Below are 26,856 nucleotides of genomic sequence, written 5' to 3' on the forward strand. Positions count from 1 at the left end.
CGAAGTCCGTTGCGCCGGGGCCGCTTGAACACGTTGTCCGGCGGGACGGCGAGCAGACGATTGAACCGGCTGAATCTCGTCGCGACGCGCAGTGCGCGCGTCCCTGGACTCCCGGACGTCGGGCGCCAACGTCACTTCGCCTCCTCCAGCATCGCTACCGCAACTGACAGGCAGCGCTGCCTGACCTTCTCCCATTCGGCAGCTGCATCCGGGTCCGACATCACGAAGTCGTGTTCATCGGACGGTTGCGGGTCGGCCAGCCGGCGCACCAGCTGCGTGGCCACCCATCTGCTCTTCGGGTTCTGCCCACAGTAATACCGGTCCATGCCCGACAACACCAGAGCAGCCGTCTCGGTTTCCACCGATTCGACGAGATCAGCAAACTCCTCAAAGTCCTTCGTGCTGTTACGGCACATGATCAGATAACTTTTGAGCCGCAGCGTTTCTGCGCCGGTCGGGATCTGCAATCGGTCACCGGTCGGGAGCTGCACATTGGTGGTCTCCACCGGGCCGAGCCGCTCCATCGGGGCGCGGTCCGCGTCCGCCTCGGTCTCAAGGGCGTCCACGGCCACCGAGAGCCTGCCCCGCCACATCGTCACCGGATGCACCCCTGGGCAGCGCTTCGGGCCACCGGGTCGCCGGGCCGCCAGTCGCGAGGACTGTTTGCTACAACCGCTGAAGGCCAGCGGGTCGGTGACGATGATCGTTTGCGGGGCAAGGGTTTTCATCCGTGCGGCGGTCCGCACCATCATGCGGAGGTCAGATCCGCTCGGGCCCATGGCGGAGATGTCGTCGGGAATGATCACCAGATCGGTGACCTCGACCTTGGGCAACGGCTTCTCGAAATCGACCTCCGGCAGCAGCCGGTCCAGCCAGTGCGGCAGCCACCAGTTCCACTCGTCGAACATGGCCATCAGCGCGGGCACCAGGATCAGCCGGACCACGGTCGCGTCGACCGCGATGGCCACCGCGCACGCCACCCCCAGCTGCGCCACCAGCGGCATACCGGCAAAAGCGAACCCGATGAACACCGCGATCATGATCAGGGCGGCGCTGGTGATGGTGCGCGCGCTCGTGCTGACGCCGTAGGCAACGGCGTCACGGGTGCTGTTGGTCTGTAGGAACCGCTCCCGGATCCGGGTGAGCAAAAAGATCTCGTAGTCCATCGACAGACCGAACGTCATCGCCAGGACGAGCGGCGGGACGGTGCTGTCGAGTGAGCTGATCTTCTCGAACCCCAGCCCCTCGAACCAGCCCCACTGGAAGACCACCACCAGGCTGCCGTAGGCCGCGGCCACCGACAGCACGGTCATCAGCACACCCTTGAGCGCCAGGAACACCGACCGGATCGACACCAGCAGCATCACGAAGGCGATCAGCGCGACGAACAGGAACACCAGCGGCTGGGTACTGGAAACCCGATCGTCGAAGTCCTTGATCAGCGCGGTCGGTCCACCCACGTCGACGCGAGCGTTCGAGCCCGCGGCCTGCGGCAGTTTGTCCCGCATCCAGTCGATGGACTCGCGGGCGGCCAGATCCTCGGGGTCCACCGACAACACTGCCGACAGCAGCGCGCTGGTGTTGTTGTCGGCGAACGCCGGCGGCTGCACGGTCTGCACATTGGGTGCGCGGGTCATCTCCTGGCGCACGGCGTCGAGCGCGGCAGTGCTCTTGGGACTGTCGGCGTTCCCCTCGGGGAACGTCACCAGCACCCGGACCGGGCCCAGCGCCCCGGGACCCAATGCGTCGGCGGCGGCGTTGACCCCGCCGCGGATCTCGTGGGTGGGCTCGAATTGGCGCTGCATGCTGTTGCCCAGCACCATCCCGAAGGCCGGCGCGGCCAGGATCAACAACAGGATCGTCGCGGCCACCGCCGAGGCCCACGGCCTGCGCATCACCGCACCTGTCCAGCGGGTCCAGAACCGGGACTGGGTCGCCTCCGCGCGCCGGGACCAGTGCAGGTACGACGAGCGCTTGGCCGCCGCGCTGCCGAACGTGGCCAGCACGGCCGGGGTCAGGGTGGTCGAGGTCAGCACCGCGACCGCCACGGCCAGGATCGCGCCCGTCGCCATCGACACCAGCACCGGCGTGTTGATGATGTAGATGCCGGTGACCGAGGCGATGACGGTCAGGCCGGACAGGGCCACCGCCAGGCCGGAGGTGGCCATCGCGGCGTCCACCGCATCGGCCGGGTCACGGCCGGCGCGCAACTCCTCGCGATAGCGCATCAGGATGAACAGCGAATAGTCGATCGCCAGGGCGATGCCGAACATCGACACCGTCGACGTGACGAACACGCTCATCTGCGTGTACATCGACAGCAGATAGACCAGGCCCATGGTCACCACGACCGTGCAGATGCCGAGGACCAGCGGCAGTGCCGCGGCGGCCAACGAGCCGAACACCGCCAGCAGCACGATCAGGACGATCGGCAGGTTCCACTTCTCGGCCGCGGCGATGTCGTGCTTGGTGGCCTGGGTGGCGGCAGCCCCGAGCGCGCCCTGCCCGATGACGTAGAACTTGACCTTGCCGTTCTCGCTCTCGCCCGGCTCCTCGCCGTGCACACCGACCTTCTGCCGCAGCTGCTTGGCCACGTCCACCGCGCCGGTGTTGTTGAAGTCCAGTTGCAGCGTGATGACGTAGGGGCGGTCGGGCTGCGGGGCCGGCTGTTGCGGATTCGGCACGATCTTGACGCTGGGCACCTCGCCCGCGATCTTCTCGAGCCACACCACCGCGGCGTTCATGTCCTGGAACGAGGCGTCGGCGCGGGGCGCTGCGATCAGGGCAAGCGGGGACGCGCCCTGGTTCGGGAAATGTTCCTCGAGTTGCCGCTGGACGTGGAGCGACTGGGAACCCTCGACGTCGAACCCGCCGCCCGTCAGATTGGACGACTGGTTGATCGCGAGGTAGATCGAGGGCACCAGAAGCAACAACCATGTCGCGAAAACCGCCCAGCGGAATCTGCGCAGATAGCTGCTCAAGCGCATCATGAACTGCTGGATGCGACTTCCCCGCTTTCTCCCCCCAACCTGGCTGGGCGTGTCCTGGCTCGTACCAGCGAGAGCGTACCTCCACCGGTGTAATGTGGCTCGCTCTCTTCCGGTTCTGAGATCACGCTGAGACATCTCACAGCGGAGATCCGTAGCGTTTGGCGCGACCGCCGCTAACGGAATCGCCCACCCCGGCGAAATAGCTAAGGACGACCCCGGCTGACGTGTGCGCCGGGGCCCACGCTGAAGGAGTACTCCATGCAACCGACCAACGGTGGACTGCGCCGCGGTCTGATCGCCGCCCTCGCGGTGACCGGGGCCGGCGGTGCGATGGTGGCCGCGCTCATGGTCCCGTCCGCTACGGCTGCGACCGATCCGTGTGCCGCCAGTGAGGTCGCCCGCACCGCGGGCAGTGTGGCCACCAACATCGGCAACTATCTGGACACGCATCCCCAGACCAACCAGGCCCTGACCACGATCAGTCAGCAGCAGGGCGGCGCCCAGTCGATCGCCGCCCTCAAGACCTACTTCGACGCCAACCCGCAGGCCGCCAAGGACATGCAGCAGTTGCAGCAGCCGCTGGCCAACCTGGGCACCCGGTGCAAGTTGCCGGTGACCCTGCCGCAGCTGATGGGGCTGGCGCAGGCCACCCAGCAGGGCGGCGGAGCTACCAGCGGTTTGCCCGGCGGCCTGCCCTCGGCGCAGAACGTCGGGGTGCCCGGCGTCGCAGTGCCGGCGCAACGCCCGGCGGCCACGGCCGCGACGGCGGGCTCCGGTCCGCTTCCGGGTCCCGCCACGGCCTCGACCCGCTAGGTCAGCTGTCGTCGCGTCGCCTGAGACGGCGTCGCTGAGCTGCGGATTTACCGGGCGGCACGACGGTTTGCGCGCAAGGCAAGAAAGTCGTCAAGGATTCTGCTTAGCTTTCCTTCAGCCGTTAACCGTTTGGGGTTACGGCCTCCCCATCCGATGAAGGAGCTTGACCATGTTGCTCTCGGCCCGAAATGCGCGGCGCGTGGTAGCTGGCGTGGCCGGCGCCGGCGCTGTAGCCGGTGCGATGCTGTTCGGCGCCATCCCGTCGGCGCTTGCCGACGACCCGGCGAACAACCCCCCCAACTGCAGCGCTGCCGATCTGGCCGGCGTGGCTTCGGGTGTGTCGGCATCAACCTCGGCGTACCTGTTCACCCATCCCGACGTGAACAACTTCTTCACCAGCCTCGAGGGCCTGCCGCGCGAAGAGGTCAAGACCAAGGTGCACGACTACCTTGAGGCCAACCCGCAGACGAAGGCCGAGCTGACCGGTATCCGCCAGCCCCTGGTAGACCTGAAGAACCGCTGCGGCGAAGCTCCGGCTCCTTCCATCCCGTAACCGAGTGCGGGTGGAAGCAACCCCCGCCAGCGGCGAAGGACACGTGACGCCCGAGAGTGTTAACCGCACGGTGCTGATGGTCGACGACGACCCGGATGTGCGTACTTCGGTTGCCCGCGGACTGAGGCATTCGGGGTTCGACGTCCGGGTCGCGGCGTCCGGCAAGGAGGCACTGCGCCTGTTGTCGAACGAGTCGCACGACGCGCTCGTCCTCGACGTCCAAATGCCGGAACTCGACGGCGTCGCTGTGGTCACCGCCCTGCGGGCACTGGGCAACGACATTCCGATCTGCGTGCTGTCGGCCCGCGACACGGTCAACGACCGCATCGCGGGACTGGAAGCCGGCGCGGACGATTACCTGACCAAACCGTTCGACCTCGGCGAGCTCGTGGCCCGGCTCAACGCACTGCTGCGCCGGGCCAGCCATGCCGAGGGTCAGTCGGACACCATGACCGTCGGCGCGCTGACCATCGACACCGCCCGCCGGCTGGTGTTCGTCGGCGGGGAACGCGTCGACCTGACCAAGCGGGAATTCGATCTGCTGGCCGTGTTGGCCGAGAACACGGGTGTGGTGCTGTCGCGCCAGCGGCTGCTCGAGCTGGTCTGGGGATACGACTTCGACGTGGACACCAACGTCGCCGATGTGTTCATCTCGTACCTGCGGCGCAAGCTCGAAGGGCCCGACGTGCCGCGGGTCATCCATACCGTTCGCGGGATCGGGTACGTGCTGCGGGAGGATGCGTGAGAACCCCATGAGGACTCAGCGGTAGGTGCGGATCTTCGGCTTCATCCGTTCGGCGTCATTGCGCACCAGGGTCGCGGTGGCTGCGGCGCTGGCGGCCGCGGCCGTGGTGGCGGTGTTCACCATCCTGACCTCGGTGGTGCTGGCCAACAACGACTCCGCCCAATTGGACCGCAGGCTCGATTCGATCGTCGATGCCAGCATCAACCCCGAGCATCTGCAGGATCCCACCCGCGGCGTGCTGACCACCGGCCGGTCGCGTTCGTCGGGGCAGGTGGTGTTCCAGCGGGGCTTCCAGCTGCCTGCGCTGCCGCCGGGCACCGAGACCGTCCAGGTCAACGGTGTCGATTACCGAGTGCGGACGGTCCACATGGACCAGCACGGCGGGGTGCTGATGTCCATCGGGATCCGCGCCGACAGTATCTTGTTGAGCCCCAACAGGATTCCGCTGTACACCGGATTCGGTGTGGCCACCGTGCTGGTGGCAGGGGGACTGGGCTGGCTGCTGGCCGGCCCGGCCATCCGACCGCTGCGCAAGCTCACCGAGCACACTTCGAAACTGGACAGCGGCACCGAGACGATGCCGAAAGTGCGCGGCGTCCGGGAGGCCGAGGACCTGTCGGAAGCCATGGCGGGCATGCTCACCCGCTTGGCCGCCGCGCAGCGCGCCACCACCAATTCTCTTCAGGCCGCTCAAGATTTCGCCGCCAACGCCGCGCATGAGTTGCGCACGCCGCTCACCGCGATGCGAGCCGACTTGGACACGCTCCGCATCCACAACCTGCCGGAATCCGAACGCGACGAAGTGGTGGCCGACCTGTCCAGGGCGCAGCGCCGCGTCGAGGCGATCATCACCGCGCTGGGCCAACTCGCCTCCGGACAGCTGGCCCAGGCCGAAGACCGCGAACTGATCGACATCGCCGACCTGCTCGACCGGGTGGTCAGGGAGAACGCCCGGGGAAGCGAGCATGTCCAGATCGACGTGCAGGTGGCCGACGACATCGGCCTGGTGATGGGCTGGCCCGGTGGACTGCGCATCGCGGTGGACAACCTGGTGCGCAACGCCATCGTCCACGGCGAGGCCACCCGGATCACCCTGACCGCCCACCGCGGCGACGACCACCTCGTGATCACCGTCGACGACAACGGCCGGGGACTGCCGGTCGAGGAGCACGAGACCGTCCTGGGCCGGTTCCGTCGAGGCAGCACCGCGATGGCGGGCGGATCCGGACTCGGCCTGGCCCTGGTGGCCCAGCAGGCCCACCTGCACGGCGGTGAGATCACGTTGTCCGACGGACCTCTCGGCGGCCTGCGGGCGACGTTGACGATTGCGATGTCGCCGAACGGGGATGCGGCTCAGGCGGACTGACGACGCCGCACCGCTCAGGCTTGTTGCGTACGCCCGCGCGTCAGGCTTGTTGCGTACGCCCGCGCACGGCGAGCACCGCGCGCCAGCCCAACAGCAGCACGGCCGTCACCAGTGAGGCCACGACGATGAAGCTGACCGCCACCCCGGCGGAGGTCAGCTTGCGGAGCACCATGCCGACCACCACGGTGCTGACCCACACCACAACCCCGGTGGGCGCCAACGACGTCGGGCGCTGCCAGCCGCGAGAGAGCAACCAGCCCACCACGGTGCCGGTCAGAAACGGCCAGGTCGTCTCGGCCACCCCGGCCAACGTGATGCCCTCGGCGTGGCTGCGCCGCCCGATCGTGCAGAACACCACCACACAGATCAGGTCGGCCAGGAAAGCCGTGCCGCTAGCTCGTCGCATATGTCATCACATCCAGTACCAGTGGGCTGACGTCGGATTGGTCGCGCTCGGCGAAGCCCGGTTGCCGTGCGGCCGGCTTGCCGTCGAACAGCGCATCGGCGGCGGCCAGCGAGGTGAGCCGCGAATCGAGCCGGAACGATTTGAAGGTAAATGGTAAGCCATTGGACGCCAAGGGATCCGGGCCGTCCATCACATGGAAGTGCAGGTGCGGTGCGTCGGAGTTGCCAGAATTGCCGAGGGCCCCGATGGCCTGCCCGGCGCTGAGCTTGTCACCGGGCTTGACCTTGAGGCTGTTCGGCTGCAGGTGGGCGTAGAAGGCGTAGTTGCCGTCGCCGATGTCCTGCACGATGTGGTTGCCGCCGTACTGCTGCAGGGTGAGGCCGCTCGGCGTGACACCGGGGACCTGCTCGTTGAGCCCGTCGAGCACGGCCACCACGGGTCCGTCGGCCACTGCGTGGATCTCCGCGCCGAAGTAGGGGTAGCTCACGACCTTGGCCCGGTCCCCGGCGAACAGCCGCCCATCGGCGCCGATCTGCACATAATCGATCGCGAATCGTTCAGCGGCCCAGACTTTTCCGTTGATCGGGTTGAGCGCCATCCGGTGCGGGGTCATATCGCAGCAGCTGTTCGCGTCGACCCAGTTGTCACCGGTCAGCGGCGGGGTGATGGATACCGGTTTGCGAGTCTGCACCGCCACCGGCGCCACCGACTCGGTGAGGGTCGGCGGGACCAGCGGCGGCATCGGTTTGGCCACCGTGATCCCGAGTTCGTGGGTGAGTGCGGTGGGCACCTGCGCGGGGTCGTCGGCGACGACGTCCATCCACACATAGGCGCTCTGGCCCGGGCCGAGCACATTGGTTCCGGCCGCGGAGTTGCCCACCGCCCTGGTCCAGTACTTGAGGCTGTCTCCGGACAACGTGAGTAGCTTGCGGTCGGCCGTCGCGGCGCTCAGCGAGTTGAGGGTGACAACTCCCGGTGAGGTGTTGGTCAACATCAGCTCATAGGCCAGGTGGGTGCGGCCGTCGGTCGCCGCCACCGGAACCGGTTCTGCCAGAACCGATCCCACCACCGGCGTGACCACGGGCGGCGGAGTCGTGGTGGTGGGCGACTCCGACTGCGGAGTCTGCGCCGACGAGCACCCGGCCAGGATCAGGGCGAGCACAGCGATCGGGTACCGGATTCGCATGGACGACTCCTAGCGCTCGGGTTCGGGGTGGGATTTTTTGCCGGGGCCGGCGTCTTGCTGGATTGCCGGCCCGCCGGCGTCTTGCTGGATTGCCGGCCCGCCGGCGTCGGGATCCAGGTCCTTCTCGGTGCGGAACATGAAGAAGAACACCACCCAGCCGATCGCCGAGATGAAGATCCAGCTGACCAGCCGGTAGATGAGCATCGCCGAGATGGCGGAGGCCAGCGTGAGGCCGGAGGAGACCAGCCCGGGCACCAGCACCGCCTCCACCACGAGGAGACCGCCCGGCATCAACGGGATCGACCCCACCGCGCGGGCCGCGGCATAGGCGACGGTGACTCCGGCCAGTGACGGATGACCTCCGGCGGCATAGCAGGCGAAGGCCAGACAGGCCACGTCGGCGATCCAGTTGAACATCGACCAGCTGAACGCCACCGCGAGATCTCGACGGCCCAGGCTGACCGATTCGAGCTGCTGCAGGATCTCGCGCCACTTGGCCAGGCCGACGTCAGAGGGCTTGCCGCGCAACGAGTTCACCCACGCCAGCACCTTGACCCCGATGCCGTCGATCAGCTCGGGTCTGGTGGCTACGGCCTGGGCCAGCAGGATGATGGCCAGGAACGCGCCGAGCGAAAAGATCAGCGACAGTGGGTTCTTGCTGGCACCGAGCATGAGGGCGCCGCCGAGGCCCAGCAGTGCCAGGCCCACGATCTGCAGTACCCCCGACATCACCAGCTGCCACGAGGCCACCAACGGTGAGGCACCCCAGATGCGTTGCTGGCGGTAGACGAAGGTCGCGGAGAGCACCGGCCCGCCGGGCATCGTGGTCGACAGGGCGTTGCCGGCGTAGAACGCGGCCTCCGAGCGCCACTGTTTGACGGGTACGCCGGCCGAGCGCAGCAGTGTCCGCTGGATCTGGGCGAAGCTGTGCATCGATGCCATCGCGGCGCCGACGGCAGCCAGCACCCACCAGCCGTTCGCGGTCAGCAGGCTCCGCCAGGCTTTCGCCAGCTGATCCCAGACCAGGGTCACCTCGACGGCGAGCACGCTGACCGCGAGTGCGATGACCACCCATCGCGCCCACCAGTACCTACCGCGCGTGGAGCCGGCCCGGGCCCGGGCCGTGTCGGCCGGCGCGTCCTGTGACACGCAATACAGGGTAACCGCGCAGGTCGCAACGACATCGCCGGTTGTGGCGGCGCGCCGCATTAGGCTACCGACATGTCACCGGATCCTGTTGCTGATGAGGCCGTCACGCCGTTCGTCCGTAAGGTCGCGGCCTGGTCGTGGCGTCTGCTGGTCATCTTGGCGGCCGTCGTGGCGTTGCTATGGCTGGTCAAACGCCTCGAGGTGATCGTGGTGCCGGTGGCCCTGGCCACCATGGTGGCGGCTTTGCTGCTGCCCGCGGTCGACTTCATGGACCGCCGGGGCGCGCCGCGCGGAGCTGCCGTGGCTCTGGTGCTGCTGGCCAGTTTCGCGGTGGTGGGCGGCATCCTGAGCTTCGTCATCTCCCAATTCATCGAGGGTGCACCGCAACTCGTCGAACAGGTGACCCGAAGCATCGACGGGCTGCGCAACTGGCTGATCAACGGACCGCTGCAGCTGAGCAAGGAACAGATCGACCAGGCAGGCAACACCGCGATCGAGGCGTTGCAGCGCAACCAGGAGAAGCTCACCACCGGGGCGTTGTCCACCGCGGGCACCCTCACCGAGCTGCTCACCGGCGCGCTGTTGGTGCTGTTCACCCTGATCTTCCTGCTGCAGGGCGGGCGCAGCATCTTCGCGTTCGTCACCAAGGCGTTCCCGATCCATGTGCGGGAGCGGGTCCGCGACGCCGGTCGAGCCGGTTTCCACTCGCTGGGCGGCTACATGCGGGCGACGTTCCTGGTGGCCCTGGTCGACGCGGTCGGCATCGGCACGGGCCTGGCGATCATGGGTATCCCACTCGCGCTGCCGCTGGCCTCGCTGGTGTTCATGGGCGCGTTCATCCCGCTCGTCGGTGCCGTCGTCGCCGGATTCCTGGCGGTGGTGGTGGCGCTGCTGGCCAAGGGATTCGTCTACGCCCTGATCACGCTCGGGCTGATCATCGCCGTGCAGCAGTTGGAAGGCCACGTGCTGCAGCCACTGGTGATGGGCCGTGCGGTGTCGATCCACCCGTTGGCCGTGGTGTTGGCCATCGCGGGCGGCGGCGTGCTGGCAGGCATCGTCGGTGCCCTGCTGGCCGTGCCCACGGTGGCGTTCATCAACAGCGCGACCCGGGTGCTGTTGGCCGAGGACCCGGACGCCGAAGAGGCCCGGCAGGAGGACGAGGACAGTGTCCTCATCCAGTCCACTGCCGACGATCTGCCGCCCGAGGATTAGCGCCGAACGTCGGCCTGTGGTCGGGATTTCAGCGAATCATGGAGCACAAGCCGACGTTCGATCAGCGAGTTACTAGAGCCGTCCCTCACGACGGAGCAGGTCCTGCGCGCTCATCCCGCCGCCGCGCCGCGGAGGCTCGTTGTCGCGGGGGTTGAGCTTCTGGGTCGACGGATCCTGTTCCCGCTGGCGTGGATTCGGACCCGGGTTCGGGCCTGGACGCTGTGCGTTGAACGCCGTCGTCGGCGCATTCCCACCACCGGCGGGCGGACGCTGCTGCTGCGGCATCGCCCGGGTGGCGTCCGCTGATGGGCGCGGTGCCGGGGGAGGAGGCGGAGGCGGGGGCGGAGTGCCGTTGGACGGGCCGCCCGTGGCCGGGCCGCCGCGCAGCGCGCCCAACCACGATTCGATCTCACGGTCTTCGCGTTGCGGGGGAGCCGCCGGGCCGCCGGCAGGCCGGCCGGTCGGCTGCGGCGCGCGTTCGGTGTTGGCGTTGGTGTTCCCCGTCGCGGTGTTGACGGTGTTGACCGCCGTGTTCACCGCGTTGCGCACGGCGTTGCGGGCCGCAGCGAACCGCGTGGTGGCCGGCTCCTGGTTCGGCTGCTGGCGCGGCTGTGCCTGGGGCGGGTTGATCCGGGCCGTGCCTGCGGCCGACGGCGCGTTGGTCCGCGGCATCTGCGGGCGCATGGGCTCCGGCGGCGCGGGATGGGTCGGATCGTGCGGCCGCGGTGCCGGCAGGGCGCCGACGCCGGCGAGGGCGCGCGGGTCCTCATTGGACTCCTGACCCATCGGGCGCTTGCGCTCGTCGGGCAGTTCGGTCTCACCGAGGCCCATCTTCTGCTGGATAACCTTCATCCAGTGCGGGGCCCACCAGCAATCGTCGCCGAGCAGCTTCATGATGGCCGGCACCAGGAACATACGGATGACCGTCGCGTCCAGCAGCAGGGCGATCAGCAGACCGAACGCCAGGTACTTCATCATCACCAGGTCGGAGAAGGCGAATGCGCCGGCCACCACCGCCAGGACCAGGGCGGCACCGGTGATGAGTCGACCTGTGGTCGCGGTACCGATGCGGATGGCCTCGGCCGTGGACATGCCGCGTTCCCGGGCCTCCACCATGCGGGAGACCAGGAACACCTCGTAGTCGGTGGACAGGCCCCAGATCACCGCGATGATCAGACCGATCATCGGTGCCATCAGTGGCTGTGGCGTGTAGTTCATCAGTCCTGAGCCGTGTCCGTCGACGAACATCCAGGTCAGGATGCCCATCGTCGAGCCCAGCGTCAGGGCGCTCATCAACGCCGCCTTGACCGGCAGCACGATCGAACCGAAGGCCAGGAACATCAGCACCGTGGTGGTGATGACCAGGATCGTCACCATCAGCGGCAGTCTGGAGAACAGGCTGTGGATCGAGTCCTGTTCAAGGGCTGGGGTACCGCCGACGAACACCTCGACACCGTGTGGAGGCTGTAGCGCCCGCAGGTCGGAGATGTTCTGTGCGGCGTCACCGCGGTTCACCAGACCGTTCTGGATCACCCGGACGGATTTGTCCTTCGACCCGCTGTCGGTGGCCGGGCGTTCCTTCCACATGGCTTCTGGGTCGTTGTCCGGATCGGTGAAGCCCTTGACCGTCATCGCCTTGGCGCGCATGTCGGCAATCTGGGCGTCGGTGATCGGTTCACCGTCCTCCCGCTTCATCACCAGCGTGATCTGTTCGGTGCGGAAACCGGGGAAGAGCTTGTCGAACTGCTCCTGGGACTGACGCACGGAGTTGTCCGGGGGCAGGTACTTCTCGCTGATGCCTGCGAGCGTGAGCGAGCCGATCGGGAGGACCAGCAGCGTCATGACGATCAGGATCGGCGTGGCGAAGGCGATGGGCCGCTTCATCACGACGTTGACCAGTCGGCCCCAGAAACCCTGCTCGACCTCTTCGCGGGTCTTGGTCTTCTGGGTCTTCTCGGCGAACCAGTCGATGATCCGGCGCGAGAACGGCCAGTTGGCCAGGAAGGGGACCTTCAACAGCGTGGTCACGCCGAGGGCATCGACCCGCGGGCCGAGGATGCCCAGGACGGCGGGCAGCACGGTGATCGACAGGAACGCTGCCAGCATGACCGAGGCGATGATGGCGTAGGTGATCGACTTGAGGAATCCGAGTGGGATCAGCAGCAGCGGCAACGAGGACGCCACGATGATCACGGCGGAGAAGGCCACGGTCCGGCCGGAGGTCATCACCGATCTTCGTACTGCGGCTTCGGTGTCATAACCCTCGGCGAGCTCTTCTCGGAACCGGCTCACTATGAACAGGCCGTAGTCGATGGCGATACCGAAGCCCATCATCGTCACGACCGGCTGGGCGAAGAAGTGCACCGGGCCGAACTCGGCGGTGAACCGCAGGATGCCCAATGCGCCGGCGATGGTCAGACCACCGATGATCGCGGGCAGGGCCGCGGCGACGGCACCGCCGAAGACGAAGAACAGCACCACGGCCACCAGGGGCACGATCGCGAGCTCAGCGCGCTTCTGGTCGGTGCCGATGGTGCCGGTGAGTTCGCTGGCCAGCGGGTTGAGGCCGGCGAGCTTGATGTCGCCGTCGTTGACCTGTTGCAGGGAGTCCTCGACGGCCTGGTAGTTCTTGAGGATCGCGTCGTCGTCGTCGCCCTTGAGGGGCACGCTGATGAAGGTGTGGCGCAGGTCCTGCGTCTTCATCTGGCTGACGGTTGGATCGGTGGTGTCGGGGGCTTTGAGCCAGCCGACCCATCCGACGACCTGGTCCGGGTGATCCTTGACCACCTGGTCGAGCTCGCCGGTGACCTGCTTCTGCCACGCCTTGTCTGTGACCTTCTTGTCATCCGGCGGCGTCAGGATGGCGACGACGTGGCTGGTCCGGTCGCGGCCGTAGACCTCGTCGCCCAACAGCGACGCCTGCACCGACTGGCTGCCCTCGTCGTAGAAACCACTCTGCGTGACGTGCTGGCCGAGACTGGCTCCGTAGACGCCGCCACCTAGGCACAGCGCCACCATGACACCGATGACGATGTACCTGAACTGGTACACCGTTCGACCCCACCAGGCGAACACTTAGGCTCCTAACTAAAAACTTATGGTGACCCGCTGTTGCAAACTTCGCGGTCTTCAGTTGTTACACACGCGCGGTCAGTAGGGATGACAGCGGCCGGAACGGCTGCAGCCATGCTCCCTGCTCGGGTAGCGAGTCCAGGCCGATCCGTGGCAGCGGTTCCCGGAACACACCGGGAATGTCCTCCAGATCGACAAACTCCAAGGTATCCGACGCTAGCGCCCAGCTCGCATGTTCGCGAAATCCAAGCACTTGCACGGGAGTGCCCTCACGGGCTATTTCTTCCAGCGGTAGCCGGAACGCTTGTCCGTCCGCTGAAGCCACCAGGACCGCTGCCAGCCCCTCGCTGCGACGCAGGGCGATGTGCTCGAGCATGTCGCTGTCGACATCGCTGTCGTCGTCGATCTTCGGTTTGGCGAAGACGGCGAAGCCCACGTTACGCAACGCCTCCACCCAGGGGCGTACGACATCGGCGCTACCTGGGGCGATGTTGGTGAAGACAGTGGCCTCGGGTTCCAGCGACACGTCGGCGTTGTCGCCGGATTCGGCAACCAGATCAGAGGTGTACCCCAGCAACCAGCGACCGAGTGCGTCGAACCGGGGACGGTGCGCGGCGGTGGGGCGGCCACCCAGGATCGCGCCCAATCCCATGTCCAGATTGGGGGCGTCCCAGACAAGGAGAACCCGCCGCGCGGGGGTGATCGCCGCCGAGTCGGGGGACTCTGCGGATCCGGCCTCTGCCTGCGCGGACTCGTCTCGCATGTCTTCGGTCACACTCATGGCCGTTTCTCCCAGACCAACTCGGTGACGTCGGGGCCGGCCAGGGCCTTGCGCTCGTACTTGGTGACCGGGCGCTCGACCGATATCGGAAGATCTGCCCCCAGCTCGACCCGGCGCAGCAGCGGTTCGGCGTCGCCGACCTCGGCGATGTGCTCGGCATAGCCGGTGTGGTCGGTGGCCGCATGCAGGATTCCGCCGGGCCGCAGTCGATCGGCGATCAGCGCCACCGTGGCCGGCTGCAGCAGGCGACGTTTGTGGTGACGGGCCTTGGGCCAGGGGTCCGGGAAGAACACCCGCACGCCGGTCAGGGTCCCGGGGCCGAACATGTGCTCCAGCACGTCCACGCCGTCCCCGCGCACCAGGCGGATATTGGTGACGGGGGATTCGGTCTGTGCGCTCCGGTCGATCGCGCTGAGCAGTTGGGCGAGGCCTTTGCGGTAGACCTCGACGGCGATCACGTCGAGATCGGGCTCGGCCTGGGCCATGGCCAGGGTGGAGGTGCCGGTGCCCGACCCGATCTCCAGGATCAGGGGCGCGGAGCGCCCGAACCACGCCGCGGTGTCGAGGTCGACGACAGGTGTCGAATCCTCGTCACGGGCCTGAATACCCAGCTCGGGCCACAGCCGGTCCCAGGTCTGTTGCTGGGCCGGCGACAGCGTCGACCGCCGGGTACGGAAGCTGGTCACCCGGGGAAAACGGTGCGGCTGGGCGGGCGGCACGTCGGCCGCTTCATCTGCCGGCGCCGGCCCACCGACATCGGACCTGGACGGGTGCATCCGTCCATGGTCTCTTATCTGCGGCGTGGTACCCGCATCGTGGTAGAGATTGATACCCAACAGTTGCCTCAAGCTGTGAGGACTTAAACCTCTGTTCGCGAGTCCGCCGGGGCCATGTCACGATTTTTCGTGGGGCACCCTCGGGTGCGCCCGTCACCACGCAGGGAAGGCTGCCAGATTTTCGCAGACGAGCTCACACGCTTTGCCGACCGTGATGGCGATGCGCGGTTGGCGGAGATCAGTGCGCGCGTGTCGGCTCCTCTCTGTGTAGAGGTATGCGGGCGGCGCGGCGTGGGCATGGGCACGGTGGCGTCAGCTCTGGCCGGTGCGGGGCTGGAGATCGGCACAGCCGGTGACGTCACGGTGCTGGTCGTCGCCGAGGTGCTCAAACCCGAGGACGAGGCCCTGCTCGCAGAGTTGCGCCGGGCGGGCCGGCCGTCGGTCGTGGTGCTCAACAAGGCTGATCTGGCTGGGTCCGGGCCGGGCGGTGCGGTCGCAACCGCGAACCGCAGGGCGCGGCTGCTGCGGAAACGGGCCGGGGTGGCGGTCGTGCCGATGGTGGCCCTGCTTGCGGTGGTCCAGGTGCTTCCGCCGCACCTGCTGGATGCGCTGCGGCTGCTGGCCGACGAGCCCGCGGACCTGACCTCGGTCGACGCCTTCGTGGCCGGCGTGCACCGGGTGCCTCCCACGGTGCGTGCCGAGCTGCTGGAACGTCTCGACCGCTTCGGTATCGCCCACACCACGCTGGCGTTGAGCCGCGGTACCGACGCCGAGACCCTCCCGGGATTGTGGCGAGGGCTCAGTGAGGTGGACCGGGCGGTGGCAGCCATCGATGCAGCGGCAGCACCGGCCCGGTACCGGCGGGTGCGGTGGGCACTGGCCGAGCTGCGTGCCGTGGGCGGCCCGGCGGTGGGACGCTTCCTGGCCGCCGACGACACCGTGATCGCGGTGATGGCCGCTGCCGTCGACGTCGTGCAGGCCGAAGGGCTGACGGTAGACCCCGGCGACGATCGCAACGCCCATCTCGGCCGCGCCCGCCACTGGCGCCATTACCGCGACGGCCCGGTGAACGCGCTGCACCGCCGGTGCGGTGACGACATCGTGCGTGGGTCACTGCGGCTGCTGGGCACGACGGGTGGCCGGCGGTGACTGACGTGGACACGACGCGGGACTCGGATACCGAGCGCGCGCGAGAAGCGAAGATCGCGGCGCCCACGCGAGAAGAGAAAATAGCGGAAGCCGACGCCGTGGTGGCCGCGATCGATCCGGGCCTGAACTCGCCGGGGGTCGAGACGCGCGATGTGGTGCTGGTGGCCGGTCCGTGGCTGGCCGGATCGACCAGTGTGATGGCGGCGTTGCGGGAGCGGATGCCGCAGACCACCTTCGTGGAATCCACCGAGCTGGTGGCGGGTGAGGCCCCGGCCGCTGTGGTGTTCGTGGTCTCGGCCGCCGCGCCGATCACTGAATCAGATTGTGCCCTGGTCGATTTGGCGACACGATACACCGACCTGGTGATCGGGGTGGTGTCCAAGATCGATGCGCACCGGGACTGGCGCGATGTGCGCGACGCCGATGCGAAGATCCTGGGCGAGCGCGACGCCCGCTACGAACGTATGCACTGGGTGGGTGTGGCCGCTGCCCCCGATCTCGGTGAGCCGCAGCTGGACGAGCTCGTCGAACTGCTCAGCGGTCAGCTGGCCGACCCCGATGTCGCACGGCGGAACAGGTTGCGCGCCTGGGAAACTCGGCTGGAGGCGGTGATCTTCCGGTATGAGGCCGACGGCTCAGGGGCCGATCGGCAGGCCCGGGTGGAGGTGTTGCGGGAGCGTCGCGCCGAGGTGGCCAGGGCGCGCCGGCTGACCCGCACCGAACGCAGCATCGCGCTGCGCAGTCAGTTGCAGCAGGCCCGGGTTCAACTCGGCTATTTCGCCCGCAACCGGTGCAACTCGGTGCGCACCGAACTGCAGGAGGATGTCGCGAGCATCGGCCGGCGCAGGATCGAGACGTTCGAGGACTACGCCCGGCAGCGCGCCGGCGAGGTCGTCGCCGAGGTCGACGAGGGCGTCACCGCGCACCTGCGCGGCATGGCCGCCGAACTCGAGTTGACCGCTCCCGAATCCCCCGCCCCGGCAAGGGCCGGATTGCCGGCTCAGCCGCCGGCCGTGCCCGACCTGCCGTCACCGCAGCTGAAATCCCGGACCGTGGAGAACCGGCTGATGCTGGTGCTGGGTGCCGGCTTCGGCCTTGGCGTGGCGGTGGCGGTCAGCAGGGTGCTGGCGGGTGCGGCCCCGCGGCTGGCAGTGGCGGGCCTGGTGGTCGGCGCCGTCGTGGGCCTGCTGCTGGCGATCTGGGTGGTCGGCACCCGAGGGTTGTTGCACGACCGGGCGGTGCTGGATCGCTGGGTCGGTGACATCACCACCACGTTGCGTTCGTCGGTTGAAGAGCTCGTCGCGAAACGGGTCCTGGCCGCCGAGACCGCGCTCACCACCGAACTGGCGGCACGGGAGGAAGCCGAGGCGGCGGTGGCAGCGGAGAAGACCGCCGAGATGGATGCCGAGCTGCGCGAACATGCCATCGCGACTGCGCGGGCGGCCGCCCAGCGGGACCGGCGGATCCCGCCGTTACAGCGGGCGCTGAACGCCGTGCGGGCCGATCTGTACGGCAACAGCGATGCTACTGATGAGTAACCACCTGATAACGTTGATCTGAATCGTTCCTGTGAGTGATCGGACATACCACTGGTTCACCGTGGGTATGTCACCCGCGTTAACCTCTACCCAAGGGGTAGCCGTGACCGCGTCGTGACGTGGCTTGGGTTCCACAAACCTACGCAGGAGAATTTGATGACCTCAGCGACCATTCCGGGTCTGGACACCGCACCGACGAAACATCAGGGTCTGCTGGCCTGGGTCCAGGAGGTCGCAGAGCTGACTCAACCCGATCGGGTGGTTTTCGCCGACGGGTCCGCCGAGGAGTACGACCGCCTGGCCGCTCACCTGGTCGAGGCAGGCACCTTCCAGAAGCTCAACGAAGAGAAGCAGCCGAACTCTTACCTGGCGCTCTCCGATCCGTCCGACGTCGCCCGCGTCGAGTCGCGCACCTTCATCTGCTCCGAGCGTGAGATCGACGCCGGCCCCACCAACAACTGGATGGAACCCGCCAAGATGCGCGGGATCATGACCGACCTCTACCGCGGCTCGATGCGCGGCCGCACCATGTGGGTGGTTCCGTTCTGCATGGGTCCGCTGGACGCCGAGGATCCCAAGCTGGGTGTGGAGATCACCGACTCCGAGTACGTCGTGGTCTCGATGCGCACCATGACCCGGATGGGTCAGGCCGCGCTCGACAAGATCGGTGACGACGGCTTCTTCGTGAAGGCGCTGCACTCGATCGGTGCGCCGCTGGAGCCCGGCCAGAAGGATGTGCCGTGGCCGTGCAACGACACCAAGTACATCACCCACTTCCCCGAGACCCGCGAGATCTGGAGCTTCGGCTCGGGCTACGGCGGTAACGCGCTGCTGGGCAAGAAGTGCTACTCGCTACGCATCGCCTCGGCGATGGCTCACGACGAGGGCTGGCTCGCCGAGCACATGCTGATCGTCAAGCTGATCTCCCCGGAGAACAAGGCCTACTTCATCGCCGCGGCGTTCCCGTCGGCGTGTGGCAAGACCAACCTCGCGATGCTGCAGCCCACCATCCCCGGGTGGCGCGCCGAGACCGTCGGCGACGACATCGCCTGGATGCGGTTCGGCAAGGACGGTCGCCTGTATGCCGTCAACCCCGAGTTCGGATTCTTCGGCGTCGCGCCCGGCACCAACTGGGATTCCAACCCGAACGCGATGAAGACCATCGCCGCGGGCAACACCGTCTTCACCAACGTCGCCAAGACCGACGACAACGACGTGTGGTGGGAAGGCCTGGAGGGCGAGCCCGACCACCTGATCGACTGGAAGGGCCAGGACTGGTACCTGCGGGAGACGGAATCCAAGGCGGCACACCCGAACTCGCGCTACTGCACCCCGATCTCGCAGTGCCCGACGCTGGCGCCGGAATGGGACGACCCGCAGGGTGTGCCGATCTCGGCGATCCTGTTCGGCGGCCGCCGCAAGACCACGGTCCCGCTGGTGACGCAGGCCCGCGACTGGCAGCACGGCGTGTTCATCGGCGCCACCCTGGGTTCCGAGCAGACCGCCGCCGCAGAGGGCAAGGTCGGCACCGTCCGCCGCGATCCGATGGCCATGCTGCCGTTCCTCGGCTACAACGTCGGCGACTACTTCCAGCACTGGATCAACATCGGCAAGAACGCCGACGAGTCCAAGATGCCCGCGGTGTTCTTCGTCAACTGGTTCCGTCGCGGCGACGACGGCCGCTTCCTGTGGCCGGGCTTCGGTGAGAACAGCCGCGTCCTCAAGTGGGCCATCGAGCGCATCGAGCACAAGGCCGACGGCAAGAGCACCCCGATCGGCATCGTGCCGACCGCCGCCGACCTGGACCTGTCCGGGCTCGACGTGGATCCCGCCGACGTCGACGAGGCTCTGGCCGTCAACGCCGAGGAGTGGCGGGCCGAGCTCCCGTTGATCGAGGAGTGGTTCGAGTTCGTCGGCGAGAAGCTGCCCACCGGCATCAAGGACGAGTTCGACGCCCTGAAGCACCGCCTGGCCGAGGAGGCCTAGCCAGCACCGCGAGCGTGCGTGTCTGTTGCCGGACACGCCGCCGCACGTAAGCATTTCGCGCACCCTCGTGACTTCACGAGGGTGCGCGTTTGCGTTGGGGGCCAAGATCTTTGGGATATGTCACCCGGCCCGGAGCGCGGATATAGTCGCCTCATGCAGCTCCTGCCCGAACTGTCGGCGGCGACAGCCGAGGCGGTGCTCAAGGCGTGGCACATCAACATCGCCGACGACGCCGCGCTGCGGTTGTCCGGCGGACAGGAGGCCGCGGCGTTCCGCGTCGGCAGCAACGTGGTCAGGATCGGCGCGACGTGGCGCCGCGATGACGATCTGACCTGGTGCGGGGCCGTCGCGCGAGCCGCGGCCAACGCCGTTCCGGAGGCGATCGGCCCGATCCCGACGATGGACGGTCGCACCGTGGTCCGCCGAGGTCGCCTACGACAGGGCAACCGCATCGACTCGGCTGATCGATGCCGAGGACATCGAGTACCAGGCTCGCCAGCTCGAGGCGTTCCGCGCATTGCGGCCCGCCCATGGCGGTTAGACCCGCTACCCGCGGGCCGTCTCCCGCGCCGGCCACCACATGCGGTCTCCCAGCAGGCTCATCGCGGCGGGAACGAGGTACGTCCGCACCACGGTGATGTCGAGCAGCAGGCCGATGCCGATCGTGGATCCGATCTGCACCAGGTTGAGCACCGTCCCACTGGTGAGTGCGAACATCGTGATCGCGAAAACGACTCCCGCCGTGGTGATCACGCTTCCGGTGCTACCGAATCCGCGGATGATGCCGCTGATCACGCCACTGTGGGATTCCTCGCGAATGCGGGCCGCGAACAGCATGCTGTAGTCGGCACCGACGGCGACCAGGGCCATGAACGAGACCGGGAACACCGACCAGTCCAGGTTGATCCCGATGATGTGCTGCCAGATCAGCGTCGACATCCCCGCCGCCGCGCCGAAGGACAGCACCACCGCGGCGATCATCAGGACCGGGGCCACCAGGCTGCGCAGCATGACGATCAGCACCAGCAACACGGCAGCGACCGCGACCACGCCGAAAAGCGCGAAGTCCCGCCAGGTCTGGTCGATGTGGCGTTGTGAGAGTGAGGCCAGGCCGGTCGATTCGATCTGAGCGTGCTCCAGCACGGTTCCCGTCGCGGCGTTGTTCGCCGCGGCGATCACATCCGGTACCGCGCCCATCGCCTCGGCGCCGTAGGGATTCACCGCCCACACCACCATCATCCGGGCGCTGTGCCCGTCGGGCGAGATGAGCAGGCGCTCACCTGCGGTGAACCTGCGGTCGCCACGGCCCTCCTCGGGGAGGTAGAAGCCGCGCCCCGCACCGGTGGTGGTATCGGCCGACAACCGGTGCAGGTAGCCGGATGCCCGATCGAGCCCGGCACTGAGTTCGGTGGTCAGTGCCAGCATGGTGTCGGTGCCGGACTTGACCTGGCCCAGCCCGGTGGTGAGCCGGCTCAGACCCGTTGACAGTTCGCTGATTCCGGACATCAGCCGATTGAGGTCTCCGCGGGTCTGCTCGGGCGTGCGAGTGCCCAGTTGGTCGAGCATGGTCCGAAGGCCTTTGATGGCTGCGCGGAGATCAGGCAGGGTGTCCAGCGCCGTGCTCACCGGACGCTCGGGCACCAGGGGTGCGGCCAGCGTCAGACCGTTGATCGCGAGCAGCGCCTGCCCGCCGGTGGCGGCGTTGAGGTCGGCGAAGGCCTGACGCGCCCGCATACAGTCCGCGGTGCAGCTCGGGCCCGGGTCGGCTGCGGTGAGTGGATCGAACACCGCATGCACGGCCGCTGTGGGGGCGGCCAATTTATCTCGGGTGGTGTCGATTTCGTTGACCGCACCCTCCAGAGCGTCGGTAGCGCCGGACATGGTGCGCACCACGGCAGCCACATCCAGGGAACCGTCCGAGACGGTGTTGACGACCCGGTTCGCGGATTCGAGGGTGCCGAGCAGGTTTCGGGTCAGGGCGACGAGATCGTGTGCGCCCTTGGTGAGTTCGGGCAGTCTGTCTGCCGCACCGGCGGAGCCGTCGTGCAGTTGTGTCACTCCCGCCGCGAGCTGTTTGAGCTGCGGGATGGCCTGCTCGACCCGGTCGTGCGCGTCGGCCAGACCATCGCCGACCTGTGCGGTCTGGGATCCGATCGCCGTCTCGGGCAACGGCTTTCCGTCGGGCCGGGTGATCGACCGGACGTAGGCCACCTGGGGAACGTTGCCGATCGACATCGCGATGAGGTCCAGCGCGGCCAGGTCGTTGGTGTTGCGCATGTCGTGGTCGGCCCGGATGGTGATGAATTCAGGTGCGGCCTCGTTGACCCCCCAGTGCCGGTAGACCGCCTCGTATCCGCGCTTGCTGTCGGTGGAGCGCAACTGCATGGCGTTCTCGTCGATGTTGGGCTGGAACGTGAACAGTACTGCGCTGGTGGCGAGCAGGAACACCAGTGATGCGGCGACCAGGGCAGGTGCCCGGCGCACGATCGAGGCTCCGCGCTTGCGCCAGCGCCGCTCGTCGAGCGGCCTGGGCTCGGCGTACCCACGCCGGCCCCACAGCGCCATGATGGCCGGGGTGAGGGTCAGGCTGACCGCCATGGTGATGGCGATCGACAGTGCGATCGGTGGCCCGGCGGTGCGGAACATTCCGATCTTGGTGAACAGCATGGCCATTCCGGCACCGGCGATGGTCAGCGCCGACGCGATGACGATGCCCGCGGTGTGCGCGCCCGAGCGGGCCACCGAGTCGTCGACGGACAGCCCCTTCCGTCTGCCCTCGTGATAGTTCGCCAGCAGGAAGATGCCGTAGTCGGTGCCTGCGCCGAGCACCATGGCCGTGACCAGCGCGATGGTGAAGTTGGATACCGACAGCAGCTCGCCGGCGCCGAGCCACGAGATCACCGGGCGGGCCACACCCAGTGAAATGCCCACGGTGAGTAGCGGGATCAGCGCCGTCAGCAGTGAGCGGTACACCGCCAGCAGCAACAGTGTGATCAGCACGACCGAGACCACGGTGATGATGGCCAGGGACGTGTCGATGGCCGAGAACAGGTCGGACAGAGTGGGGGCGGCGCCCGTGAAATGCACGTCGACGCCCGGTGGGCGCGGTAGCGCATCGACTGCGGCGCGGACGTTTTCGGTGGATCGGTGTGCGCGGGTGGAGCCGACGTCACCGGTGGTCGCGACGATCAGGTGGATGGCTTTCCCGTCCGGGCTGAGTCCGAGTTTCTCCAGTCCCGGCGTGCCGTAGGTATCGAGCACGTAGGCGACGTCGTCCTTGTCGGCCACCAGGCGCGATACCAGGTCGCGGTAGTAGGCGGCGTCGGCGGCGCCGAGTTCCCGGTCGCTCGACACCACAATGCTGCCGACCGCCGTCGTGTCGGGGACCCCGAAGTCGCGGGACATCTGCCGCAGGGTTTCTGTGGTCTGGCTTTCCGGGGTGAACGGCGCGGAGTGTTCGGCGACCGTGTGTTCCAGCTGTGGAATCGCCAGGTTGAGCGTGCCGGCCAGAACCAACCACGCGCCGAGCACCCACCAGGCGTGCTTCGCGCAGGCCCGCGTGAGTTTGCCGAAGATCGCGAGATCATGCATTCCCGGATCGTAGACCAATCGGTCTATGAGTGGTGCACTAGGATGGACCGAACGGTCTATTTGGACGATGGAGAGAGGGACGGCAGTGGCGGGCCCGCGGGAGCGTCTCATCCTGAGCGCCATCGAGTTGATGCGTGAATACGGCGTCCATGCGACGGGGCTCAGCGATCTGCTGGACCGCAGCAATACCGCTCGCGGGTCGATCTACCAGCACTTTCCTGCCGGAAAGATTGAACTGATGGAACAGGCCACACTGGAGGCCGGCCGGATCATCACCGCCAGGATCGAAGAGTTGACGCAGGCGCTGCCCGCCGAGGACGTCATCCGCGCCTTCATCGACGGCTGGAAACAGAACCTGATCGACAGCGATTTCAGTAGTGGGTGTCCCATCGTCGCCGCTGCCCAGGCTGGTCCCGACGCCCTCGCGGTGCGTGAAGCCTCGGCGGCGGTGTTTGCTGATTGGGCCAGGGTGATCGCCGCTTCGATCGAATCCAAGGGCGTTGACGCCTCGACCGCGGGCTCGCTCGGCAGCTTCATCGTCAGTTCCCTCGAGGGCGCCATCATTCAGTGCCGTAGCGCCCGGTCGCTGCAACCGCTCGATGACGCCGGGGCCGGCCTCACGTTGCTGCTGAGCCGAGTTCTCTAGCGCGAACAGACAGGTTAGGACCCCTGGCGCTGAGGCGCTATCTCCTCGGCTAACCGCGGTGTCCGGATTCCGCCACCAGAGCGTCCCGCGCGCAGTCGATCTGGTCGAAGGCATAGTTCGCGATCTCGGTTGTCGTCATGTTCGCACCCACCCGGGCGAGTTCGTCATAGCCGGCGTCACCGAGAACATTGCGTAGGTGTGCGATCGATTCGTCGATCTCGGGGAAACTGGCCCGCGACAGTGCACTCGCGCCGAACCCGCTGATGGTTGCTGCCGCCGTGTGGAATTCAACCCGGTCGAGCAGTACGGACAGCAGTCCGAGCGCGTTGCGTATCAGCTCGATGCTGCCGGAGTCGTAGTAGTGCCGGGTCGTTTGGTGGATGTAGGCGAAGGCCTCGGTGAGTTCGCCACGGTCGGCGGCGAGTCCGGTCAGAAGTCCGGCGATGATGGAGGCCTGCTGCTGGTCACCGCTTTCTTGAGCGATGGTCCAGGCCCGGCGAAGTGATCCGTACGCAGCAGCCGGATCGGACTGCCGGTGGGCCCAACCGTATGCGAGGTATGCGGCACCCGCCATTGACGGGTTGTCGGAATCGGCAGCACCTACCAGGCTTTCGGACGCTTCCATCGCCGCCTCTGCCGCCCCGGAGACGGCCAGAGAGATCGTCAGCACAGCTTGGCTTGCCGTGTGGCGGCCCGGATTGCGGGCGATCATGGTCCGGCACCACTCGACGGCCCGTTCCGGATGTCCGATCGTGGTGTAGCCGGCAGCAACGACGCAGGCGAATTCGTCACTGACATCGGCGAATTGCCCGCTGTCCATGGCCACCCGCGTAGCGTCGGCATACCGTTCGAAGTCCTGGACCCGTCCTAGGGCCGCGCAGTTGGCTGCGCCGACGTAGAGCTGTGCCAGTCGCGGATGCTGCGTCGCCGCTGCTGCCGGGATGAGTTCCTCGATCCATGCGATCGGTTCCCACTGCTCCAGGAAATAGCCCAGGAACGCGGCGGTGACCGCGAGCGTGGCCGCGGTGTCGAGGTCGTCTTCGTCGGTCGCCCATCGAAATGCTGTGCGGAGGTTGGCCAGTTCGCGATTGAACCAGTGGTAGACCTCGCGTTGATGCGGACTGTCCCACAGCGCAAGAAGTTCGGGTTCCAGCCCGGCGAAGTATTGTGCGTGCGCCGTACGTGCGGCTGCGGGGTCGCCGGTGCTGACCAGTTGTTCCTCGGCGAACTGGCGGATGGTCTCCAGCATCGAGAAGCGGGTCTGCGCAGCCGTCCGATCGGCCACCAAGAGTGATTTGCGGACCAGAGCATCGATCAGCTCGATGGTGTCCAACTCGTCGCCGCTGCCACGCACCGCAGTTGCGGCCGCTACGTCGAATCCTCCGGTGAACACCGAACACCTTGCCAACAAGGATTTTTCATCCTCGCTGAGGAGGTCATACGACCACTGCACTGCGTGACGCAGCGTTTGATGGCGCTCCAGGCCTCGGCGAGACCCGATGAGCAGCCGAAAGCGATCATCGAGCCGGTTGCGTACCTCGGTGGTGGTCATCGACACGAGTCGCGATGCCGCGAGTTCGATCGCCAGCGGAATCCCGTCCAGGCGCCGACATATCTCCACAACTGCGGCGGACTCTGCGGACGTCGTGAACGAGGCATGCGGCGATACGGCGTGTGCCCGGTCGACGAACAATGCCATGGCCGCGGAATGCGGGTCCGTGCCGACATCCAACGACGGAACCGGCCAGAGTTGTTCGTTGTTCAGTCGAAGGCCTTCTCGGCTTGTGGCCAGGATGGCGACGGTGGACGAGCGGCTGAAGATGGCCTCGATCAGGTCGGCTGCCGCATCGAGCACGTGTTCGCAGTTGTCGAGTACGAGCAGCCGGGCCCGGCCCGCCAACGCCGTGGCCATGCTGTCGACGACACTGAGACCGGGTTGCTGGGTGATGCCGAGTACCGCCGCGGCGGCCTCGGGGACCGCCGACGGGTCGCCGACGGCGGCGAGCTCGATCACGAACACGCCGTCCGGATAGGCGTCCGTGCAGCGGGACGCAACTTCCAATGCCAGTCGGGTCTTGCCCACACCGCCGACTCCGGTCAGGGTCACCAGGCGATGGGATCGCAGCGCGGTACACAGTTCGGTCAGTTCGGTCTGACGCCCGATGAAGCTGGTGGACGGCACCTGAAGGTTGCCCGGCGTCGGGTCGGTGGTCGTCAATGGCGGAAACTCGGTCTGTAGGCCCGGAGCTCGGATCTGGTAGACGTCGACGGGTTTGGCGATGTCACGTAAGCGTTTGGAGCCCAACGTGATCAGATCGGAACCGATCAACAGGCCCGCCGTCGCCCCGTCGAGCAGGATCTGCCCGCCGTGGCCGGCGGCCATTATGCGGGACGCGCGGTTGAGCGCGACGCCGAAGTAGTCGTCGTCACGCAACTCGGCTTCACCGGTGGCGATGCCCATCCGAACCGGCAGCTGCAGCTGCCGTTGCGCGGCTACGGCTGCGTCCACGGCGGCTCGGGGCGAAGTGAATACCGCACACACCCCGTCGCCGGTGTGTTTGAAGACCTGCCCGCCGCGGGCTGTGATGGCTTCGCGCAACGCCGTGTCATGCAGGGCGAGGGCTGCCCGCATCGCCTCCGGGTCGGCCTCCCACCGTCGAGTGGATCCCTCGATGTCGGTGAACAGGAATGTGAGGACTTGCGACGCCATGTCTGGGCCGTCCTCAGCTCCGTTCGGTGAATCGCATCGGCGCTCCCCACGCTCGATCCGCTGGGTTCTGACATCGTAGGTCCGACGCAAGCGACCGGGGTCGTGATTAGCGGTGCGGACGCCGTTGGTGCTTCTGCAGTCAAGTACCTGCTCACGGCCTGTCAACGCCCTGTAACCTCACGCCACT

The 26,856-nt window shown here is 67.3% G+C and carries 18 protein-coding genes; 9 read left to right on the forward strand and 9 right to left on the reverse strand.

Features of this window, described 5'->3' with window-relative positions; translation table 11 throughout:
* Positions 1-131 precede the first annotated feature (131 nt).
* Positions 132-2,990, reverse strand: a complete 2,859-nt coding sequence (locus G6N57_RS07025) for an MMPL family transporter (protein WP_077739852.1) — start codon at positions 2,988-2,990, stop codon at positions 132-134.
* 258 nt (positions 2,991-3,248) lie between these two features.
* Between G6N57_RS07025 and G6N57_RS07030 the strand changes: the two genes are divergently transcribed.
* From G6N57_RS07030 to G6N57_RS07045, 4 genes are all read left to right on the forward strand, one after another.
* Positions 3,249-3,803 (forward strand): hemophore, encoded by a 555-nt coding sequence (locus G6N57_RS07030; RefSeq protein WP_097926261.1) that lies wholly within the window; start codon positions 3,249-3,251, stop codon positions 3,801-3,803.
* A gap of 169 nt (positions 3,804-3,972) precedes the next feature.
* Positions 3,973-4,356, forward strand: coding sequence for a heme-binding protein (locus G6N57_RS07035; RefSeq protein WP_019346133.1), 384 nt, complete (start codon positions 3,973-3,975; stop codon positions 4,354-4,356).
* A gap of 76 nt (positions 4,357-4,432) precedes the next feature.
* The gene (locus G6N57_RS07040) at positions 4,433-5,101 is read left to right on the forward strand and encodes a response regulator transcription factor (protein ID WP_162563976.1); all 669 of its coding nucleotides are present in this window, start codon (positions 4,433-4,435) and stop codon (positions 5,099-5,101) included.
* 25 nt (positions 5,102-5,126) lie between these two features.
* Positions 5,127-6,467, forward strand: coding sequence for a HAMP domain-containing sensor histidine kinase (locus tag G6N57_RS07045; RefSeq protein WP_077739854.1), 1,341 nt, complete (start codon positions 5,127-5,129; stop codon positions 6,465-6,467).
* Between the two features lie 40 nt (positions 6,468-6,507).
* Here G6N57_RS07045 and G6N57_RS07050 read toward each other — a convergent pair whose 3' ends face one another.
* From G6N57_RS07050 to G6N57_RS07060, 3 genes are read right to left on the reverse strand one after another with little or no spacing between them, the layout of a single operon-like run.
* Positions 6,508-6,873, reverse strand: a complete 366-nt coding sequence (locus G6N57_RS07050; protein WP_077739855.1) for a DUF3054 domain-containing protein — start codon at positions 6,871-6,873, stop codon at positions 6,508-6,510.
* Entirely contained in the window at positions 6,860-8,059 is a 1,200-nt protein-coding gene (locus G6N57_RS07055) for a M23 family metallopeptidase (protein WP_097926262.1), read from the reverse strand. The genes G6N57_RS07050 and G6N57_RS07055 overlap by 14 nt, the downstream gene beginning before the upstream one ends.
* 9 nt (positions 8,060-8,068) lie before the next feature.
* Positions 8,069-9,208: a lysylphosphatidylglycerol synthase transmembrane domain-containing protein gene (locus G6N57_RS07060; RefSeq protein ID WP_077739856.1), complete on the reverse strand. Its 1,140-nt coding sequence runs from the start codon at positions 9,206-9,208 to the stop codon at positions 8,069-8,071.
* Positions 9,209-9,280: 72 nt separating this feature from the next.
* Between G6N57_RS07060 and G6N57_RS07065 the strand changes: the two genes are divergently transcribed.
* Complete coding sequence (locus G6N57_RS07065) at positions 9,281-10,420, forward strand: AI-2E family transporter (RefSeq protein WP_077739857.1); 1,140 nt, start codon at positions 9,281-9,283, stop codon at positions 10,418-10,420.
* A gap of 72 nt (positions 10,421-10,492) precedes the next feature.
* Here the strand turns inward: G6N57_RS07065 and G6N57_RS07070 are convergent, their stop codons facing one another.
* From G6N57_RS07070 to trmB, 3 genes are all read right to left on the reverse strand, one after another.
* On the reverse strand, positions 10,493-13,495 hold the full coding sequence (locus G6N57_RS07070) for a trehalose monomycolate exporter MmpL3 (protein ID WP_097926263.1): 3,003 nt from the start codon (positions 13,493-13,495) through the stop codon (positions 10,493-10,495).
* Between the two features lie 61 nt (positions 13,496-13,556).
* Positions 13,557-14,273: an NYN domain-containing protein gene (locus G6N57_RS07075; RefSeq protein WP_077739859.1), complete on the reverse strand. Its 717-nt coding sequence runs from the start codon at positions 14,271-14,273 to the stop codon at positions 13,557-13,559.
* The gene (gene trmB / locus G6N57_RS07080; RefSeq protein WP_077741812.1) at positions 14,270-15,067 is read right to left on the reverse strand and encodes a tRNA (guanosine(46)-N7)-methyltransferase TrmB; all 798 of its coding nucleotides are present in this window, start codon (positions 15,065-15,067) and stop codon (positions 14,270-14,272) included. Before trmB ends, G6N57_RS07075 begins: the two co-directional genes overlap by 4 nt.
* A gap of 231 nt (positions 15,068-15,298) precedes the next feature.
* Here trmB and G6N57_RS07085 point away from each other — a divergent pair, with 231 nt between their 5' ends.
* The 3 genes from G6N57_RS07085 (at position 15,299) to G6N57_RS07095 (ending at position 19,722) form a co-directional block, all read left to right on the forward strand.
* The gene (locus G6N57_RS07085) at positions 15,299-16,198 is read left to right on the forward strand and encodes a hypothetical protein (RefSeq protein WP_234815781.1); all 900 of its coding nucleotides are present in this window, start codon (positions 15,299-15,301) and stop codon (positions 16,196-16,198) included.
* A gap of 53 nt (positions 16,199-16,251) precedes the next feature.
* Entirely contained in the window at positions 16,252-17,736 is a 1,485-nt protein-coding gene (locus G6N57_RS07090; protein WP_077741813.1) for a hypothetical protein, read from the forward strand.
* Positions 17,737-17,892: 156 nt separating this feature from the next.
* A complete protein-coding gene (locus tag G6N57_RS07095) occupies positions 17,893-19,722 on the forward strand; it encodes a phosphoenolpyruvate carboxykinase (GTP) (RefSeq protein WP_077739861.1) in 1,830 nt (609 codons plus the stop codon).
* A gap of 546 nt (positions 19,723-20,268) precedes the next feature.
* Here G6N57_RS07095 and G6N57_RS07100 read toward each other — a convergent pair.
* A complete protein-coding gene (locus G6N57_RS07100; protein WP_077739862.1) occupies positions 20,269-23,313 on the reverse strand; it encodes an MMPL family transporter in 3,045 nt (1,014 codons plus the stop codon).
* 85 nt (positions 23,314-23,398) lie between these two features.
* On the opposite strand from G6N57_RS07100, the gene G6N57_RS07105 reads away from it, so the two are divergent.
* Entirely contained in the window at positions 23,399-23,959 is a 561-nt protein-coding gene (locus G6N57_RS07105; RefSeq protein ID WP_234815782.1) for a TetR/AcrR family transcriptional regulator, read from the forward strand.
* 49 nt (positions 23,960-24,008) lie between these two features.
* Here G6N57_RS07105 and G6N57_RS07110 read toward each other — a convergent pair whose 3' ends face one another.
* Positions 24,009-26,669: an ATP-binding protein gene (locus G6N57_RS07110; RefSeq protein ID WP_077739864.1), complete on the reverse strand. Its 2,661-nt coding sequence runs from the start codon at positions 26,667-26,669 to the stop codon at positions 24,009-24,011.
* Between the last annotated feature and the right edge of the window lie 187 nt (positions 26,670-26,856).

The sequence above is a fragment of the Mycolicibacterium boenickei genome, assembly GCF_010731295.1.
Classification (GTDB): domain Bacteria; phylum Actinomycetota; class Actinomycetes; order Mycobacteriales; family Mycobacteriaceae; genus Mycobacterium; species Mycobacterium boenickei.

What these genes read in the sequence shown, in the direction of transcription:
- G6N57_RS07030 (WP_097926261.1), top strand. Translation starts at nt 3,249, where the DNA reads ATGCAACCGACCAACGGTGGACTGCGCCGCGGTCTGATCGCCGCCCTC.
- G6N57_RS07055 (WP_097926262.1), bottom strand. Translation starts at nt 8,059, where the DNA reads ATGCGAATCCGGTACCCGATCGCTGTGCTCGCCCTGATCCTGGCCGGG.
- G6N57_RS07095 (WP_077739861.1), top strand. Translation starts at nt 17,893, where the DNA reads ATGACCTCAGCGACCATTCCGGGTCTGGACACCGCACCGACGAAACAT.
- G6N57_RS07035 (WP_019346133.1), top strand. Translation starts at nt 3,973, where the DNA reads ATGTTGCTCTCGGCCCGAAATGCGCGGCGCGTGGTAGCTGGCGTGGCC.
- G6N57_RS07040 (WP_162563976.1), top strand. Translation starts at nt 4,433, where the DNA reads ATGGTCGACGACGACCCGGATGTGCGTACTTCGGTTGCCCGCGGACTG.
- G6N57_RS07050 (WP_077739855.1), bottom strand. Translation starts at nt 6,873, where the DNA reads ATGCGACGAGCTAGCGGCACGGCTTTCCTGGCCGACCTGATCTGTGTG.
- G6N57_RS07075 (WP_077739859.1), bottom strand. Translation starts at nt 14,273, where the DNA reads ATGAGTGTGACCGAAGACATGCGAGACGAGTCCGCGCAGGCAGAGGCC.
- G6N57_RS07025 (WP_077739852.1), bottom strand. Translation starts at nt 2,990, where the DNA reads ATGATGCGCTTGAGCAGCTATCTGCGCAGATTCCGCTGGGCGGTTTTC.
- G6N57_RS07065 (WP_077739857.1), top strand. Translation starts at nt 9,281, where the DNA reads ATGTCACCGGATCCTGTTGCTGATGAGGCCGTCACGCCGTTCGTCCGT.
- G6N57_RS07100 (WP_077739862.1), bottom strand. Translation starts at nt 23,313, where the DNA reads ATGCATGATCTCGCGATCTTCGGCAAACTCACGCGGGCCTGCGCGAAG.
- G6N57_RS07110 (WP_077739864.1), bottom strand. Translation starts at nt 26,669, where the DNA reads ATGGCGTCGCAAGTCCTCACATTCCTGTTCACCGACATCGAGGGATCC.